The following is a 16,258-nucleotide window of genomic DNA, read 5'->3' as shown; positions in this document are numbered from 1 at the left end:
GCGATGCGATGCGCCAGTCGATCTTCTGGCCGGCGGTGATGCCGGCCCTGCTGTCTTCGTCACTACATTGTGCCGCGCAGGTTCCGCTGCCGGCGACACCCAAGCCGGGGCAGATACTGGTCAGCGGCGCCGTTCCCGACGAGGCAAGCAAGGCCGCTATGCTGCAGCGCCTGCGTGACCTGTACGGTGCCGACCGCGTGGTCGACCAGCTTGCGGTCTCGCCGGTCGCGTTGCCGCCCAACTGGAATGGATACGTGCAAAAGCTGATCCAACCGAACCTGAAATTGATCAGCAAGGGCGAGCTGAAAATCGACGGCACCAACGTCACCGTGCGCGGCGAAGTGGCCAACGAGGCGCAACGCCAGCAGATCGCCAGCGACATCGCCACCAGCCTCAATCCAACCTATACCGTCAACAACGGCTTGCGCGTCAGCGCGGCGGAGCAGAACCTGCTGGATGAAACGCTGGCCAAGCGCATCATCGAATTCGACAGCGGGAAGGCGACATTGACCTCGTCCGGCAAGGGTATCCTGGACGAGATGGCGGCCGCGCTGCAAAAGGTCAAAGGGAAGAAGGTCGAAGTGATCGGCCACACCGACAACATCGGTCTGCGAGAGAGCAACCTCGCATTGAGCCAAGCCCGCGCCGAAGCTGTGCGTACCTATCTTGCGGAGAAGGGGATAGCGCCGGAGATGGTCATGGTGTCGGGCCAGGGGCCGGACCGGCCGGTAGCCGAGAACAGCAACGCGGAAGGCCGTGCGCGCAACCGGCGCATCGAATTCCGCGTCGCCCAATGAGGTTCAGGGCAGGGTGATCGTCACGTAGGCCGGGCGCGGCGCCAGCTTCACCAGGTCGCTGTAGCCGGCCAGCGTGTTCTGTGTCGAATGCGACAGCGACGACGACAACCCGATGTAGGCGCTAATGCCGATCAACGCAAACACCGCGGACGTAGCCCACAACGGGGTATTGCTGCGCAGTTTATGGACGATCTGGTCCGGCCGCTCGGCCTGCGGCGCGAAGCCCTTGCTTTTGCCCTGGATATGCGCGATCTCCTCGCCGACCCGCGCCGTCAGGTAAGCCAGCTTGTCGCCGGCGTCCAGCGCGTACTTGCCGCGAAAGCCGATCAACAAGCACATATGAAACACCTGCAGCGCCGGCAGGCGCGCGCCACCGCCGCTGTGCAAGGCCTCGAGCCGGTCGAAGAAGTGTTCGCCGGCCAGCTGGTCGCCGAAGATCACCAGTTGCAGCGGCCGGCGTTCCCAGGCGAAGCGCATCGGGAAGGACGAAGACAGGATGATCTCGTCCAACGCCGCGCAGAAGGCATACTTGGCGGCGTCGATATCCTCGCCTTGCGCGCGAAGCTTGCGGGCCTCGCGGTCGAATTCCGCGAGGTAGGCGGTGACGGTGTCGAGGAAGGGAACCTCGCCCGGGGGCACGCTGCCGTTCTTCAGCATGAACAGCAGGTAGAAGCCTTCCTGCAGCAAGTCCACCAGCGTTTGTACATGGCCGTATCCCGGCTGCTGCTGGCGGCGCTGGCCGCCCATCAGAGTGGGAATGGCGCGGCGTTCGATCGGGGGCGTCATGCTGTCACCGCAATGAGGCCGAGGCGCAGGTCACGTATGCCCGCCGGGACGTAAATCGATATCGACTGTGCCTTCAACATCTGCTCATACAGCACGCCTTTGCCTTCCAGCGCAAAGTAGTAGGTGTCCGGCTGCACCGGTATCGCCGCCGGCACTTGCGGCGCGTGTGTGATCTTCACGCCGGGCATGGCGGACAGCACGCATTTCTCCACGTCGTCCGGCGCGCCGACCTTGACGCGCAACGGCACGATCTCCACCAGCTCCAGTGCCGGCAGGGCCGCGCTGACCGCCAGGTACAGCGTGGTGCGTTGGTCGATTTTTCCGGAATCGAGTTTTCCCAAGTGGTAGCTGGGCTTCTCCTCGTACAGCGTAATCGAGAAGTATTTGGTCGAGATGACCGTGTCGAGCAAATCGCGGATGATGTGGTCCAGGCCGGAAAAGCACTGGGCCAGGTCGTCGTGACGGTAGCCGGGCAGTTGCGTCAGCGTGTACTGTTTGGAGTAGGTCATCATGGCGCCGGCCAGCGCAAGCAGCGCTTCGAACAGCCGCTCTGGATGCAGGTCGGGGTTGCGGACATAGTGCATCAGCGCCGCTGCGGAAGTGCTGACCGTGTGCAGCAGCCAGAAGGAAGATACATCGCCCGAGCGGATCTCGATCACGTTGCGGCTGGGCTCCCGCATGTGCCCTTGCAGCGATTGCACCTTGGCCTGCAACGCGTCCATCAGCCGGTCCAGCAACCCCTTCAGGCCCGGCGCGCTGGCGATCGACAACGCGGGTGGAATGAACTGCGGGTCCGGCTCGAAGCCACCTGTGACCACCCGCCGCAACCGGACCACCGGAATGCAATCGAAGGCGCCCAACGGTTCCTGGTCCGACACCAGCCGCGCCGATTTTTTCAGGTAGCAGACATCCGTATCGACCGCCTGCGTGTACAGATCTGCGGTTTCGCGGCTGGTTTGGCAGTAGCGCGCGCCATTTGGCTGGTCCGCCGTCGCGGCGTTGCCGCCGCCTTGCGACATCGTCGGCAGGGCGGCGTAGAAGGTCAGCTCCTGCAAGGCCGGCGGCAGCGTGGACAGATCGATAGCCACAGGCAGCGGATCGCTGGCCGGAGCGTCGACAATTTCGCCGTCGTGGAAGATCGCCGACAACGACACCAGGCGCAGGCGGTCGGTCTTCAAGGCCTCAAGGTCCCATTCGAGCTTGCGCACACCCCACAGATATGGGTGCAACGCCTGAGCGGTCTGCTGCAACCGTGCCTCGTGGTAGCGGTCCTGCTGCTGGAAGTGCTGCGGGCGCAGGAAAAATCCCTCACCCCAAAGAACTTTGGATGGAATGCTCATGCTGACTCCAGTTTTATGGACAACGGATGGTGGCCAATGGCTTGGCGGCCTCGCTGGAAGCCGCCGCGCCGCCGCCCACGCTCATCGCGCAGGCATGCAGGCCGACTGTGATGCCGGATTTTTCCGCGTCGCCGGCGGCGAAGGCCAACCGCCAGCGCTGCGCTGCCGGTGAGCGGAACAGCGCCACCACACCGATGAAGTAGGCCTCGCGCGTGACCTTCTCGACGATCTCGTAGCGCTGGCCGGGGATCAACATCACCTCCTTGACCTCCAGCAGATCGTTGCCGAGCAGTTCACGCTCGCCCTGCGCACTGAGGAATCCATCAAACGACATCTGCTGAAACGCGGCGGTCTGGCGCAGCTTGTAGATGCGGGCTGCCAGCGCCAATGGCTGGGAGCCCGCGCCGGCATTGAGGTTCTGGCTCGCATGCAAGCGGATCGCTACACTGCGCGGCGGCTTTTGCGCGTCCGGCAGTTCGGGTGGTTTGCGGATGCCTGCGATTTCCATCGCCGCGCTGGCGATGGAACCGGCGGCGCAGCCTTGTAACGCCAGCAGTCCCGCGATCACGATAGTCTTCTGCGCGTTCATATTTTCTCCAAGCGATTCCGCCATTAGAACGAAAGGCAGGCGTTGGAAATTTGAGGCGGCGCAAGCAATGCGAAAACGATGCGGTGCTTGAGTAAGCGCAATGGCGGGCTTGGGTGTTCGTGAATAATGGGTCCCTTCTTGTCCGCATACGCAAAGGAGATTTCGATGGTCATCCCAAGAACATGGTTGCCCTGCATGGCGAGTCTGCTGTTGCTGACCGCGTGCGCGACAGACGGCGACTCGGTCCGCGTCGACAAGCCGCAAGCGTCAACGCTGGAGCGCGCGCTGGCGGATGCCGACACCGCCCTCGCATCCGGTCAAAGCGACAAGGCACAGGGCATCCTGAAAGGCGCTGCGACCAACTACCCGGCCGACAAGACACCTTGGCTGCATATGGCGCAGATCAAATTCGACCGCGCCAGTTATGGCGAAGCGATCATGAACGCGCTGGAGGCCCTGCAGCGTGATCCCAACGATAAAATCGGTAACAGCATCGTGGCCGTCAGCGGCCTGCGGCTGTCGACCAAGGCGCTGACGGACCTGAGCCAGCAAAATAACCTGAACGGATCGCTGCGGTCGGAAGCGCAGGGCCTGGCCAAGCTGCTGCGCAATAGCCTGGGCGAAGAGGTATTGGTGCCGACATCGAACACCGGCGCGCATAGGTCGTCCACGGCGGCCGCTGGCAGGAAGGCCACCGTCGCACCAGCCTCACCCCATGCCAAATCCAATAGTCAATCCAACAGCAGCGATCCTTTCGGCGGATTGAAGTAGGTCCGCCGCCCTTGTTTTCCTTTTCGATGGAGTGTGTATGGCTAACGGAGACAGTGTACAAAAGCGCCTGAACAAGGTACGTCCGCCGCGCGTGCAGATGACGTATGACGTGGAGATCGGCGACGCAATGGAGAACAAGGAGCTGCCCTTCGTCGTCGGCGTGGTGGGCGATTTCGGTGGCAACTCGGACGCTGAAAAGAAGCGCCTGAAGGACCGCAAGTTCGTCAGCATCGACAGCGACAATTTCGACGAAGTGCTGGGCGGTGTGGAACCGGTGGCGCGCTTCCAGGTGCCCAATCAGCTCAGCGGCGACGACACCAGCTTCAATGTGGAGCTGCGCTTCAAGGCGATGTCGGATTTTCGTCCGGAGTCGGTGGTGCGGCAGGTCGAGCCGCTCAGCAAGCTACTGGAGGCACGCGGCAAACTCGCCGACCTGCGTAACAAGCTGGCTGGTAACGACAAGCTGGAGGACATCCTGAGCGAAGTCCTGAATAACACCGACAAGCTGGCAAGCTTGAAACCGGCCAAAGGAGGCTGACATGTCCGCACAAGCGAATTTGCTGCAGGAAGCCGCGCCGGCGGCGCAGGGCGCCAGCCTGCTGGACCAGATCGTCGAGCAGAGCAAGGTCGCCAAGTCCAACGTGGAGCACGAGCGCGCGAAGGACATCATCTCTGAACTGGTCAGTCAGGTGCTGGAAGGGACGGTGGTGATGTCGAACAACCTGTCCGCCACGCTGGATGCGCGCGTGGCGGAACTGGACCGGCTGATCTCCAGCCAGCTGAGCGCCATCATGCACGCGCCGGCTTTCCAGAAGCTGGAGCAAAGCTGGACCGGGCTGCATTACCTGGTCAAGAACTCCGCCACCGGCCAGGGGCTGAAAATCCGCATGCTTAACGCCACCAAGCGCGAACTGGTGAAAGACTTCCAGTCGGCGCTGGAGTTCGACCAGAGTTCGATGTTCAAGAAAGTCTACGAAGAGGAATTCGGCACCTTCGGCGGCGCGCCTTACGCCGCGCTGTTGGGCGACTTTGAAATCTCGCGCCAGCCGGAAGACATGTACTTCATCGAGCAGATGTCTCACGTCGCCGCCGCCTCGCATGCGCCGTTCATCGCCTCCGCCGCACCCGAACTGTTTGGCCTCGAGAGCTACGGCGACCTTGGCAAGCCGCGCGACCTGTCCAAGGTCTTCGACACCGTGGAATACGCCAAGTGGAAGGCATTCCGCGAATCGGAAGACTCGCGTTACGTCGGCCTGGCCTTGCCGCGCTTCCTGGGCCGCCTGCCTTTCAATCCGGTCGATGGCACCACAGTGGAAGGCTTCAACTTCGTCGAGGAAGTGGACGGCACCGACCACCAGAAATACCTGTGGTGTAACGCCGCGTACGCATTCGGCGCCAAGCTGACCAAGGCCTTCGACGATTTCGGCTGGTGCGCAGCGATTCGCGGCGTCGAAGGCGGCGGCCTGGTGGACGACCTGCCCACGCACACCTTCAAGACCGACGAGGGGGAGGTGGCGCTCAAGTGTCCCACCGAAGTCGCCATCACGGACCGTCGCGAGAAGGAGTTGAGCGACCTCGGTTTCATCTCGCTGGTCCATTGCAAGAACACCGCCTATGCCGCCTTCTTCGGCGCGCAGTCGGCTCAGAAGGCCAAGAAGTACAACTCGGAAGCGGCCAACGCCAACGCGGTGCTGTCCTCGCAGCTGCAGTACATCTTCGCCGTCTCGCGCATCGCGCACTACATGAAGGCCATGATGCGCGACAAAATCGGCAGCTTCGCGGCGGCTTCCAACGTCGAGGACTTCCTTAACCGCTGGCTGATGAAATACGTTCTGCTGGACGATAACGCCAGCCAGGAACAAAAGGCCCAGTTCCCGCTGCGCGAAGCGTCGGTGCAGGTGCACGAGGTGGCGGGCCGCCCCGGCGTGTACCGCGCCGTCTCCTTCCTGCGGCCGCACTTCCAGTTGGATGAATTGTCCGTTTCCCTCCGACTGGTCGCGGAGCTGCCGCAGTCGACCAACAACTGAAGTCCACTACAACCTGAGACAGGAGCATGCAATGGCAATCGACGTCTATCTGTACATTGATGGTATCAAGGGCGAGTCCGCCGACGACCGGCACAAGGATTGGATCGAATGTAAATCGGTCAGCTTCGGCGTGGACCAGCCGAAATCGGCCACCGCTTCCACCGGCGGCGGCCACACGGCGGAACGCTGCGAGCATCGCGACATCGTGCTCTCCAAGCTGGCCGATTTGTCCTCGCCTATTCTGCTGCAGACCTGCTCCGCCGGGCGCACCATTCCCAAGGCCAGGTTCGAATTCATGCGCGCCGACGCCCAGGGTGAGCGCGTGAAGTACTTCGAAATCGAAATCGAAAATGTCCTGATCGGGGCGGTCTCTCCCTCCGTTGAAGAAGGCGACATCCTGAGCGAGGACGTCGCGCTGAAGTTCTCGAAGATTAAGTGGAAGTACACCCAACAGAAAATCAGCGGTGGCGCCGGCGGCAACACTTCCGGTGGCTGGGACCTGGCCAGCAACCGCATCGTCTAAAACTGGTTCCCCCCTGCGCCCGCTGCGGATTGTGCGGCGATACGTCGCGGTGCGCTTTTTCTGGCCAGGCCGGCCTGGCCTGGCCATCTTTTTTTGAGGGGTTGCCATGATCGGCTTTACTCCCGGTCTATTCGACCGTCTGCTGGAAGTGCAAGATGGCCATGCCCGCAACGGCAACGGCCTGTCGCTGGAGCAGTGGAAGGACGCGGTGGCGCGCGACCTTGAAGACCTGCTCAACACCCGCTGCGCGCTATCGGAAGAACTACTGCGTGCCTATCCCGAATGTGAAAACTCCATCATCAACTACGGCCTGATCGACTTCGCCGGCATGTGCCTGAGCAGCAGCGAAGACCGGACCCGCATCTGCGCCTGCCTGAAGGCCGCCATTGAGCGCCACGAGCCGCGGCTGAGCAACGTGCGTGCGAGCCTGGAGCGCGAGATCGGTTCGATCAACCGCGTCAGCTTCGCCATCAGCGCGACGCTGGCCGGAACGTCCATGCGCGAAGCGGTCAGCTTCGACGCCGTCCTTCAACCCTCATCGCTGCACTATTCGATCAACCGCAGCACTCGCGGAGCCTGAGCATGAACCTCAATCTGAAGACCCTGATCGGCAAGCTGAATGACACCACCCGCCTGGCCGCCACACGCGCGGCCAGCATCTGCGTGGCGCTGGGCCAGTATGAAGTGGAAGTGGAGCACCTGTTACTGGCGTTACTGGAGCAGGAGCGATGCGATGTGGTGCTGATCGCCCGCCAGTGCGGCGTCAGCACCGAAGCGCTGGAGGCGGACCTGCATCATGAGGTCAGCCAGTTCAAGATCGGCAGCACCCGCACGCCAGTGTTCTCGCGCGAACTGCCGCTGCTGCTGGAACACGCATGGCTGATCGCCTCGCTGGCGACGCCGCAGCCGCACGGTATCCGCAGCGCACACCTGCTGGTCGCGCTGTTGACGGACGCTGACTTGTCGCAGCTGGCGCAGCGCGCCTCGCCGTTGTTCGCGCGGATTCCCATCGATGAGGTCAAGCACAAGCTGGAGAAATATACCCATGGCTCGCAGGAAGAAACGGCCGCAGCCGACGCGTCCCCCGTCGCCCCGCTTGCCGACATGGCGCCGCAAGGCGGCCCGCGCACGCCGGCGCTCGACCAGTACACCACCAGCCTGACCAAGCTGGCGCACGACGGCAAACTCGATCCGGTGATCGGCCGCGAAGCCGAGATACGCCAGGCGATCGACATCCTGATGCGCCGCCGCCAGAACAATCCCATCCTGACCGGCGAGGCGGGCGTTGGCAAGACCGCCGTGGTGGAAGGCCTGGCCTTGCGCATCGCCGCCGGCGACGTGCCGGATGTATTGAAAGGCGTGGAGATCCGCACGCTGGACATGGGCCTGTTGCAGGCCGGCGCCAGCGTCAAGGGTGAGTTCGAGAACCGCCTGAAGAACGTCATCGACGAAGTCAAACAAAGCTCGCACGCCATCATCCTGTTCATCGACGAGGCCCACACGATGATAGGCGCGGGCGGCCAGGCCGGCCAGAACGACGCCGCCAACCTGCTCAAGCCCGCATTGGCGCGGGGTGAGCTGCGCACCATCGCCGCCACCACCTGGAGCGAATACAAGAAGTACTTCGAGAAGGACGCTGCGCTGGCGCGGCGCTTCCAGGTCGTCAAGGTCGATGAGCCGACCGAGGAAATCGCCAGCGCCATGCTGCGCGCCATGACGCCGCTGATGGAGCGGCACTTCGGCATCCGCATCCGCGACGAAGCGGTGACCGAGGCGGTACGGCTGTCGCATCGCTACATCAGCGGCCGCCAGCTGCCGGACAAGGCGGTCAGCGTGCTCGATACCGCCTGTGCCAGGGTCGCGCTGGCGCAAAGCGGAACGCCGGCGCTGCTGGAGAACGTTGCCAAGGCCATGGACCGCCTGAGTACCGAGATCGCAGCCCTGCGGCGCGAGGAAGACCAGCACGTGCACGCGTCGCGGCTGCGGCAAAGGCAGGAAGCGCATGCCATGCTGCAGGCCGAGCATGCGCGGCACAGCGAGCATTGGCAGCGCGAGCAATCCCTGGTCGCAGCAATTGCCCGCGAGCGCGCATCGCACGACGGCGCCGCGAAAGTCCAGGCGCTGCGCGAGGAGCTGACCGCGCTCCAGGGCGACACGCCGATGGTGCCGATGGACGTGGATGCCTCCACCGTCGCCGCCATCGTCTCCGGCTGGACCGGCATCCCGCTGGGTAAAATGGTCAAGGACGAAATCCGCACCGTGCTCAAACTGCAGGACGCGCTGCAGACCCGCATCCTCGGCCAACCGCACGCCATCGCCGCCGTGGCCCAGCGCGTGCGCACCGCCCGCGCCAACCTCGACGACCCGAACAAGCCGAAGGGCGTATTCCTGTTCGTCGGCCCGTCCGGCGTCGGCAAGACCGAAACAGCACTGGCGCTGGCCGACCTGCTGTACGGCGGCGAACGCAAGCTCCTGACCATCAACATGAGTGAGTACCAGGAGGCGCACAGCGTCTCCGGCCTGAAAGGCTCGCCGCCGGGCTACGTCGGCTACGGGCAGGGCGGCGTTCTGACCGAAGCGGTGCGGCGCAATCCCTACAGCGTGGTGCTGCTCGACGAAATCGAAAAGGCCCACCCCGACGTGACCGAACTGTTTTTCCAGGTCTTCGACAAGGGCGTGATGGACGACGCCGACGGGCGCGAGATCGACTTCCGCAACACCATCATCATCGCCACCTCCAACGCCGGCTCGGCCGCCATCATGCAGGCTTGCCTGAACAAGGAAACACCGCCGGCCCAGGTGGAGCTTGAAGAGCTGCTGCGGCCCCACCTGGTCAAGCATTTCAAGCCCGCCTTCCTGGGCCGCCTGAAAGTGGTGCCGTACTACCCGATACCGGACGCGGTGCTGGCGCAGATCATCGCACTAAAACTCGACCGCATCGGCCACCGCATCCGCGACCACCACCACGCGGAATTCAGCTATGACCAGGCGCTGGTCGAGGCGGTGCTGGCGCGCTGCACCGAGGTCGATTCCGGCGCCCGCAACGTCGACCACATCCTCAACGGCAGCCTGCTGCCGGAGATCGCCGACGCGGTGCTGCAGCGGATGTCGGGAGGCGCCGCCATCGGCAAGATCAAGGTCGGCGCCAGCAAGCAGGGCCAGTTCAAATACACCATCAAATAGCACGGAGGCCGACCATGTTCGACATCGCTCAGCTGCTGCAACCCATCAGCGCAGCCCAACCATGCGGCGAGGACCTCGCCTTCAGCGCGGAAGTGGACCGCATCGCGCAGGCGCGCGTGCACGACGATCCCACGCTGGACCAGGGCGAATGGATCGCCGCGCTGAAGGAGGCCGACTGGCCCTTCGTCGCCAGCCGCAGCGCCGGCATGATCGCGACCCGCAGCAAGGACATGCGGCTGGCTGTCTGGCTGGCGGAGGCGCAAGCCAAAACGCGCGGCCTGCGTGGCCTCGGCGAAGGCTACGCGCTGCTTGCCGGCTTGTGTGAGCACTTCTGGGACGACATGTACCCGGTCGCCGAGGATGACGACTACGAACAGCGCATCGGCAATCTGTTCTGGCTCCTGAGCCGCACGCCGGCCCTGGTCAAGGAGGCGCCGTTGGCGGAAGGCGCTGCGCTGCTGGCGGATGCCGAGTACTGTCTCGCCGCGCTGACCGAACTGGAACGCATCGTTGACCAGCGGCTCGGCGCCGATGGCCCAGGGTTCAGCGCCGCCAAGGACAGCCTGCAAACCGTCATCCGCAGCGTGGCGCCGGTTGGCTCGATGCAGGCGGCGCCCTCCGGCCGTGATGCCGCGTGCGGCCCGGCCACGCCCGCCGCCAGTGGTCCGCTGCAGGACCGCCGCCAGGCGTTGACGCAGCTGCGCATGGTGGCGGACTTCTTCCGCCGCACGGAACCGCACAGCCCCGTGGCCTACCTGGCCGACAAAGCCGCCAGCTGGGGCGACATGCCGCTGCACGTCTGGCTGCGTGCCGTCATCAAGGATCCCGCCGCCATCGCCAGCGTCGAGGAACTGCTGGACGCCAAACCCGCAGGAGAGTGAATATTTCTATTGTGAAATATTTTCCTTCGGACTATAGTTTGACCTCAAATAGTGCTAGCATGGGCTGATGGCCCCCATCTCGCTTTGAGGACAGCTATGAACAATCTGAAGATCGGCACACGCCTGGGTTTCGGCTTCTCTCTCATCCTGTTGATGCTGACGGCGATGACCGTCATCGGCATCCTTCGTCTGAGCAGTGCCAGCTCGATGACCGACGAAATGATCAACGTGAAAATCCGCGACGAGCGGCTGATCGCGGAATGGGGCAAGATCATCGAAGTGAACGCGGCGCGCACCACCGGCGCGTGGATGGTGGCCGATCCGGCCGACCAGAAAAAACTCGAAGGCATGATGGCCGAATCCTCCGGCCGCGCGACCCAGATCCAGGACCAGATCGGCGCCTCCATCGACGACGAGGAACTCAAGCCCCTCTTCAAGAAAGTGCTGGACACGCGCAAGGCCTATACGGAAGTCCGCAAGGCCGTCTTCGCCGCCAAGAGCGCCGGTGATCTCGAGAAGGGCAAGAGCCTCTACGAAGGCGACATGACGCGGAACCGCATCCTCTATTTGGACGCGCTGAAAAAATTCTCCGACATGCAGGCCGCCTTGCTGGATAAGGCGGCGCTCGAAATCCAGCGGCAGTACGCCAGCGGACGCACACTGTTGACGATACTGGGACTGGCCGCGATTGCGATGGGCGTAATCGCCGCGTGGTGGATCACCCGTACCATCACGACGCCGATCAACGAGGCGGTGAAGGTGGCGGAGACTGTATCGTCGGGCGACCTGACCAGCGACATCCAGGTCAACAGCACCGACGAAACCGGCCAGCTGATGAACGCCCTCAAGACCATGAACGCGAACCTGGTCAACATCGTCGGCCAGGTGCGCAATGGCACCGACTTGATGGCCACCGCCTCGACCGAGATCGCCGCCGGCAACCAGGACCTGTCCTCGCGCACGGAGCAGCAGGCCAGCTCCTTGCAGGAAACCGCGTCCTCGATGGAGGAGCTGACATCGACCGTGCGCTTCAACGCTGAAAACGCCCGCGAGGCCAACAAGCTGGCGGCCACCGCATCCGAGATCGCCAGCCGGGGCGGCGCCGTGGTGGGGGAGGTGGTCAGCACCATGGGCTCGATCAACGACTCGTCGCGCAAGATCGTCGACATCATTTCGGTCATCGACAGCATCGCCTTCCAGACCAATATCCTGGCCCTGAACGCGGCGGTGGAAGCCGCGCGCGCAGGCGAGCAGGGACGCGGCTTCGCCGTCGTGGCGTCCGAGGTGCGCAACCTGGCGCAGCGCTCGGCCGCAGCGGCCAAGGACATCAAGGGCCTGATCGACGATTCGGTGCAGAAGGTGGCGCTGGGTTCGGACCTGGTCGACAAGGCCGGCCAGACGATGAGCGAAATCGTCACCAGCATCAGCCGCGTCACGCAGATCATGTCCCAGATCAGCCATGCCAGCGAAGAGCAGAGCCTCGGCATCGCGCAGGTGAACGACGCGATCACGCAGATGGACCAGGTGACGCAGCAGAACGCGGCGCTGGTGGAGGAGGCCGCGGCGGCGGCGGAATCGATGCAGGAGCAATCGGCCAAGCTGGCCGAAGTGGTCGGCGTGTTCAAGCTCGATGCCTCGCAGATGGCGATGCAGGCGCGCGCCTTGCCACCTGCGCGGCCGCGCGTTGCGTCGCCTGCACGGCGTCCGGCGCCGGCGGTGGCCGCCCAGCCCACGAAGGCCCTGGCAGCGGCGCCCAAGCGCACGGCCGTGGCGTCCAGCGAATCCGACTGGGAAGAGTTCTAAGCAGCGCGGCGCGCGCCTTCGGTACAATGGCGGCCTATGACGACCAGTACCGGCGGCACCGCCGCTCCAGCCACCCCATCACCCGCGCGCGCGCAATGCGCCGCCTGCCTGCGACCGCAGCGGACCTGCATCTGCCGCTGGGTAGCGCGCTTGCCGAACGCGGTGGAGGTGCTGATCCTTCAACATCCGATGGAAGTACACAACGCCAAGGGCAGCGCGCGGCTGCTGCATCTGAGCCTGGCCAATAGCCAATTGGAAGTAGGGGAGGCCTTCGCACCGGAGCACCTGCAGGCGCTGTTGTCGCCCGAACGCCGCAGCGTGCTGCTGTACCCCGACACCGCCGAGGACAAGTCATTGGGCCTGACGCCCGCGCAGCCGTTCGATGCGGCTTGGCTGCGCGAGCCGCAGCGCCTGCGACTGGTGGTGCTGGACGGGACCTGGCGCAAAAGTCGCAAGATGCTGTATCTGAATCCGGCGCTGCAAGGCTTGCCGCGCCTGCCGCTGCGCGACACGCCGCCGTCGCACTACCTGATCCGCAAGGCGCACCTGCCGGACCAGCTGTCCACGCTGGAGGCCACGGTCTACGCGCTGGCCCAGCTGGAAAACGATATAAACAAATTCAATCCGCTGATCGACGCCTTCGATGGTTTCGTCGCCCAGCAGGCTGGCTACGTGGCGCGGCCGCCGTCAGGCGATCAGCTTTAAGCCTGGCGGCAGGGCCTCGCCCAGCATGCGTTTTTCGTCGGCCTGGTCGAGCTGCACCACCTCGCGCACCATGGCGCCCCAGCTGGCCGGCGCGCCAATGGCGGCAAGGCGCCGCAGGATTTCCGCCCGAAGCGCCTCGCCGATATCGCGCGAGCGGTCGCCCGTCATGCGCGCCAGATGGGCGGCGGCGTAACCGGCCGGCTCCACCTTCTTCCAATCCAGCGAAAGGATCACGGCCAGCCATTGCTCGACAACCGCCGACTCCACCACATCATGTGCGCTGCCGTGGAAAGGCTGGCGCGCGCCGACGCGGCTCAAACCCCAAAGGAAGCGTGCCTGCGCCGCTTCCGCCTTGCCGACATCGGCCGAGCCGCTGCGGGTCTTGTTGGCTGCGGCCTTGCTCGCGGCCTTGGTCGCCGCCTCCAGCCGGCCCAGCATCCAGGCGCCGATTTCGGCCTTGTAGCTGCCGGGGATGCGTTCCAGCGAAGCGCCCAGGCGCAGCATGTCTTCCTCGCTGCCGTTGACCAGCGTCTGTGGGCGGCGTCCACGTTCCTGTTCGTCGGCCTGCACGTTGAAGGCGAAATCGTCCAGCACGCGCAGCTGCGCTTCCACACTCAGGCCGCCGGCCACGCGGCGCCACAACGTCCACCATTCGGCGCAAACCTGGCTGTCCTTGTGATGCTGGACGCCGGTGTCGAACATGGCCCACAGCTGCTCGATGCGCCACTCGTCCAGCGTGTAGCCGAAGCCGGGCCGCAGGCAGTAGCCGCTCAGGTTCAGCCACGCGCGTTCATGCTCGGACGAGCGGCGGCGGCCTTTGGCGCGCTGCATCAGCGCGTCGAACAGGCGGCGCAGCAGCGGCGTGGCCCAGCTCTCGCGGCTGCCCAGCAGGTGTTCGAGCTGCGTGCGCAGCTGTTTGACTTCCTTGATGTCGACCTGCTGCGCGCGGCTGCCAAAGATGCGGTCTATCTTGTCGATGGCCGCGTCGAAACCGGCCGGCATGGGCGCTTCTTTCGGCGCTGCGGTATCGCTGTCCTCTTCGACGGCAACGCCGCGCAGCTGGAACTCCAGCAGCCAGCGCTGGCCGCCTTCGATGGCGACGCAATGCACGTCCAGCGTACCCACCTCGCTCAGCGTGGCGGCCAGCTGCACCGGGATCTCCTTGCGGGCGTCGGCGCTGCTGCTGTCGCGCAGCACGGTGGCGATAGGCGGTAGTTGGATGTATTCGTCGGCTTGCAGCTCGACCAGCTCACCGGCTTGCGGCGGCGCGGCTTCGGCAATCGAGGAGGCTAGGTGGAAGCGCACCGGCCGTCCCAAACGCAGCGCGAAGGTGCGGTCGGCCAGCAGGATTTCGCGGTTCTCCGCGCTGCCGCGTGGCAGGATGCAGATGGCGCGTCGCGGCTTGTCCTGGCGCGCCTCGTCGTCCAGCAGCAGGAAGTAGCTGCGCGGCGAGCCGCCGCCGATCACTGGCGCTTGCCCTGCCTGGCCCAACGCGTAGGCGACGCCGCCGCGTGCCACCGCCACATCGGGATTGTCGTTATGCAGAACGGTCAACGGCCGCCCGCGCCAGTTGGTCAACGTGGCTTCGAGCCGTGCGGCCAGCGCATGGGCGCGGAACACGCCGCCGTTGAGCAGCAGCGTATCCGGAACGGGGATGGTGGAGTCGTCCGCAGCGATGCCCAATGCCTCGCGCGCGGCAGACGCGTGCTGGCGCAGGAAGCTGGCGAGGTGGCGCGTGATGGCCGCATCGCTGGCATAGGGCAGGCCGAATTCGACGATGGCGCCACGGCCGCGCTGCGCCGGTTCCCGCGCTGCGTTGAGCGGGAAGAAGCCGTCCACCACCAGTGCCGCGACTTCATCGCGCGTCAGCTCGGCGGAGCGCGAGCTGCCGATCAGGCGCGAGCCGGAACCAAGTAGCGTGACGGTAGTGCGCTCCGGCGCATCGGCGGCCAGCAGCAATTCCTTCGCGGCCCGGCAGCGCTCCGCCAGTTGCGACAGCCGGCTGGCCGACAGGCGCGCCTGAGCGGCGTCGCCACTAGCCATGCGCGCTTCCACCAGATGCGCCAGCGCCAAGTCCATATTGTCGCCGCCGAGTATCAGGTGGTTGCCCACGCCGATGCGGCTGATCCGCGGCTGGCCGTCGATCATTTCGACCTTGATCAGACTGAAGTCGGTGGTGCCGCCGCCGACGTCGCAGACCAGCACCAGGCGCGTGTCCGCCAGGTCCGCGGCAAGCGTGGCGCGCTGGCGGAACAGCCAGTCGTAGAAGGCCGCCTGCGGTTCCTCCAGCAAGCGCAGGTCCGGCAGGCCGGCGATGCGCGCCGCCTCCAGGGTCAACGCCCGCGCGCCTTCGTCGAACGAAGCGGGGATCGTCAGCACCAGCTGTTGGCGTTCCAGCGGATGCGCAGGGAAGCGCGCATTCCACGCCGCCCGCACATGCGCCAGGTAGGAGGCGCTGGCCGCCACCGGCGACACCTTGGCCACATCGGCTTCCGCGCCCCACGGCAGTATCGGCGCCATGCGGTCGACCTGGGGATGCGACAGCCAGCTCTTGGCGCTGGAAACCAGCCGCCCCGGCACCTGCGCGCCCAAAGCGCGCGCCAGCCGGCCAACCACCACCTGCGGCAGGCCCGCGACATCGGCCGAAGGCCAGGGCAGTTGCAGGTCGCCATCCGCCAGCTCGCCCTGCGCGGGGTGATAGCGCATCGACGGCAGCAGCGCGCCGGCGCCGACTTCACCCGGCGCCACCAACTGCTCGATCTCGAACAGGCGTATCTGCGCGCTGCCCGGTTCCGAATAAGCCAGCACCGTGTTGGTGGTGCCGAGATCGATGCTGACGACGTATTGGCTCAT

At 64.9% G+C, this 16,258-nt stretch carries 15 protein-coding genes; 10 read left to right on the top strand and 5 right to left on the bottom strand.

Going from position 1 to position 16,258, the window contains the following annotated elements; all coding sequences use genetic code 11:
• Nucleotides 1–8 precede the first annotated feature (8 nt).
• Entirely contained in the window at nucleotides 9–797 is a 789-nt protein-coding gene (locus tag GTP90_RS04380) for an OmpA family protein (protein WP_161082334.1), read from the top strand.
• Between the two features lie 3 nt (nucleotides 798–800).
• On the opposite strand, the gene GTP90_RS04375 is transcribed toward GTP90_RS04380, so the two are convergent.
• Genes GTP90_RS04375 through GTP90_RS36345 form a run of 4 tightly spaced genes read right to left on the bottom strand, consistent with a single transcriptional unit; the run spans nucleotide 801 to nucleotide 3,709 of the window.
• Nucleotides 801–1,583: a DotU family type IV/VI secretion system protein gene (locus GTP90_RS04375; protein ID WP_161082333.1), complete on the bottom strand. Its 783-nt coding sequence runs from the start codon at nucleotides 1,581–1,583 to the stop codon at nucleotides 801–803.
• Nucleotides 1,580–2,923, bottom strand: coding sequence for a type VI secretion system baseplate subunit TssK (gene tssK / locus GTP90_RS04370; protein WP_161082332.1), 1,344 nt, complete (start codon nucleotides 2,921–2,923; stop codon nucleotides 1,580–1,582). The genes GTP90_RS04375 and tssK overlap by 4 nt, the downstream gene beginning before the upstream one ends.
• A gap of 13 nt (nucleotides 2,924–2,936) precedes the next feature.
• Nucleotides 2,937–3,512: a type VI secretion system lipoprotein TssJ gene (gene tssJ, locus GTP90_RS04365; protein ID WP_161082331.1), complete on the bottom strand. Its 576-nt coding sequence runs from the start codon at nucleotides 3,510–3,512 to the stop codon at nucleotides 2,937–2,939.
• Nucleotides 3,513–3,535: 23 nt separating this feature from the next.
• The gene (locus tag GTP90_RS36345; RefSeq protein WP_175047958.1) at nucleotides 3,536–3,709 is read right to left on the bottom strand and encodes a hypothetical protein; all 174 of its coding nucleotides are present in this window, start codon (nucleotides 3,707–3,709) and stop codon (nucleotides 3,536–3,538) included.
• Between GTP90_RS36345 and GTP90_RS04360 the strand changes: the two genes are divergently transcribed.
• The 9 genes from GTP90_RS04360 (at nucleotide 3,708) to GTP90_RS04320 (ending at nucleotide 13,405) form a co-directional block, all read left to right on the top strand.
• Nucleotides 3,708–4,283, top strand: coding sequence for a hypothetical protein (locus tag GTP90_RS04360; protein WP_308937295.1), 576 nt, complete (start codon nucleotides 3,708–3,710; stop codon nucleotides 4,281–4,283). The two genes, GTP90_RS36345 and GTP90_RS04360, sit on opposite strands and share 2 nt — an antisense overlap.
• A 37-nt stretch (nucleotides 4,284–4,320) precedes the next feature.
• Nucleotides 4,321–4,821: a type VI secretion system contractile sheath small subunit gene (gene tssB / locus GTP90_RS04355; protein WP_161082329.1), complete on the top strand. Its 501-nt coding sequence runs from the start codon at nucleotides 4,321–4,323 to the stop codon at nucleotides 4,819–4,821.
• A 1-nt stretch (nucleotide 4,822) separates the two neighbouring features.
• On the top strand, nucleotides 4,823–6,310 hold the full coding sequence (tssC, locus tag GTP90_RS04350; protein ID WP_161082328.1) for a type VI secretion system contractile sheath large subunit: 1,488 nt from the start codon (nucleotides 4,823–4,825) through the stop codon (nucleotides 6,308–6,310).
• 31 nt (nucleotides 6,311–6,341) lie between these two features.
• Nucleotides 6,342–6,833 carry an Hcp family type VI secretion system effector gene (locus GTP90_RS04345; RefSeq protein ID WP_161082327.1) on the top strand — a complete coding sequence of 164 codons (492 nt, stop codon included), beginning with the start codon at nucleotides 6,342–6,344 and terminating at the stop codon, nucleotides 6,831–6,833.
• Between the two features lie 106 nt (nucleotides 6,834–6,939).
• A complete protein-coding gene (tssE, locus tag GTP90_RS04340; protein ID WP_161082326.1) occupies nucleotides 6,940–7,413 on the top strand; it encodes a type VI secretion system baseplate subunit TssE in 474 nt (157 codons plus the stop codon).
• A 2-nt stretch (nucleotides 7,414–7,415) separates the two neighbouring features.
• A complete protein-coding gene (tssH, locus tag GTP90_RS04335) occupies nucleotides 7,416–10,016 on the top strand; it encodes a type VI secretion system ATPase TssH (protein WP_161082325.1) in 2,601 nt (866 codons plus the stop codon).
• Between the two features lie 14 nt (nucleotides 10,017–10,030).
• Nucleotides 10,031–10,897 (top strand): type VI secretion system protein TssA, encoded by an 867-nt coding sequence (gene tssA / locus GTP90_RS04330; protein ID WP_161082324.1) that lies wholly within the window; start codon nucleotides 10,031–10,033, stop codon nucleotides 10,895–10,897.
• 96 nt (nucleotides 10,898–10,993) lie between these two features.
• Nucleotides 10,994–12,700, top strand: coding sequence for a methyl-accepting chemotaxis protein (locus GTP90_RS04325; protein ID WP_161082323.1), 1,707 nt, complete (start codon nucleotides 10,994–10,996; stop codon nucleotides 12,698–12,700).
• Between the two features lie 36 nt (nucleotides 12,701–12,736).
• Nucleotides 12,737–13,405, top strand: a complete 669-nt coding sequence (locus GTP90_RS04320) for a tRNA-uridine aminocarboxypropyltransferase (protein WP_161082322.1) — start codon at nucleotides 12,737–12,739, stop codon at nucleotides 13,403–13,405.
• Here the strand turns inward: GTP90_RS04320 and GTP90_RS04315 are convergent.
• Complete coding sequence (locus GTP90_RS04315; protein WP_161082321.1) at nucleotides 13,388–16,258, bottom strand: Hsp70 family protein; 2,871 nt, start codon at nucleotides 16,256–16,258, stop codon at nucleotides 13,388–13,390. The genes GTP90_RS04320 and GTP90_RS04315 overlap by 18 nt on opposite strands.

The organism is Duganella vulcania (assembly GCF_009857655.1).
In the GTDB taxonomy this organism is placed as follows: Bacteria; Pseudomonadota; Gammaproteobacteria; order Burkholderiales; family Burkholderiaceae_D; genus Rugamonas; species Rugamonas vulcania.
The sequence above is the reverse complement of the archived record's forward strand: the minus strand, read 5'-3'. Positions and strand labels throughout refer to the sequence as shown.

Excerpts from the sequence above, each read along its gene's own strand:
- GTP90_RS04380 (WP_161082334.1), top strand. The coding sequence starts at position 9 with ATGCGCCAGTCGATCTTCTGGCCGGCGGTGATGCCGGCCCTGCTGTCT.
- GTP90_RS04375 (WP_161082333.1), bottom strand. The coding sequence starts at position 1,583 with ATGACGCCCCCGATCGAACGCCGCGCCATTCCCACTCTGATGGGCGGC.
- tssK (WP_161082332.1), bottom strand. The coding sequence starts at position 2,923 with ATGAGCATTCCATCCAAAGTTCTTTGGGGTGAGGGATTTTTCCTGCGC.
- tssJ (WP_161082331.1), bottom strand. The coding sequence starts at position 3,512 with ATGAACGCGCAGAAGACTATCGTGATCGCGGGACTGCTGGCGTTACAA.
- GTP90_RS04360 (WP_308937295.1), top strand. The coding sequence starts at position 3,708 with ATGGCGAGTCTGCTGTTGCTGACCGCGTGCGCGACAGACGGCGACTCG.
- GTP90_RS36345 (WP_175047958.1), bottom strand. The coding sequence starts at position 3,709 with ATGCAGGGCAACCATGTTCTTGGGATGACCATCGAAATCTCCTTTGCG.
- tssB (WP_161082329.1), top strand. The coding sequence starts at position 4,321 with ATGGCTAACGGAGACAGTGTACAAAAGCGCCTGAACAAGGTACGTCCG.
- tssC (WP_161082328.1), top strand. The coding sequence starts at position 4,823 with ATGTCCGCACAAGCGAATTTGCTGCAGGAAGCCGCGCCGGCGGCGCAG.
- GTP90_RS04345 (WP_161082327.1), top strand. The coding sequence starts at position 6,342 with ATGGCAATCGACGTCTATCTGTACATTGATGGTATCAAGGGCGAGTCC.
- tssE (WP_161082326.1), top strand. The coding sequence starts at position 6,940 with ATGATCGGCTTTACTCCCGGTCTATTCGACCGTCTGCTGGAAGTGCAA.
- tssH (WP_161082325.1), top strand. The coding sequence starts at position 7,416 with ATGAACCTCAATCTGAAGACCCTGATCGGCAAGCTGAATGACACCACC.
- tssA (WP_161082324.1), top strand. The coding sequence starts at position 10,031 with ATGTTCGACATCGCTCAGCTGCTGCAACCCATCAGCGCAGCCCAACCA.
- GTP90_RS04325 (WP_161082323.1), top strand. The coding sequence starts at position 10,994 with ATGAACAATCTGAAGATCGGCACACGCCTGGGTTTCGGCTTCTCTCTC.
- GTP90_RS04320 (WP_161082322.1), top strand. The coding sequence starts at position 12,737 with ATGACGACCAGTACCGGCGGCACCGCCGCTCCAGCCACCCCATCACCC.
- GTP90_RS04315 (WP_161082321.1), bottom strand. The coding sequence starts at position 16,258 with ATGAGCCAATACGTCGTCAGCATCGATCTCGGCACCACCAACACGGTG.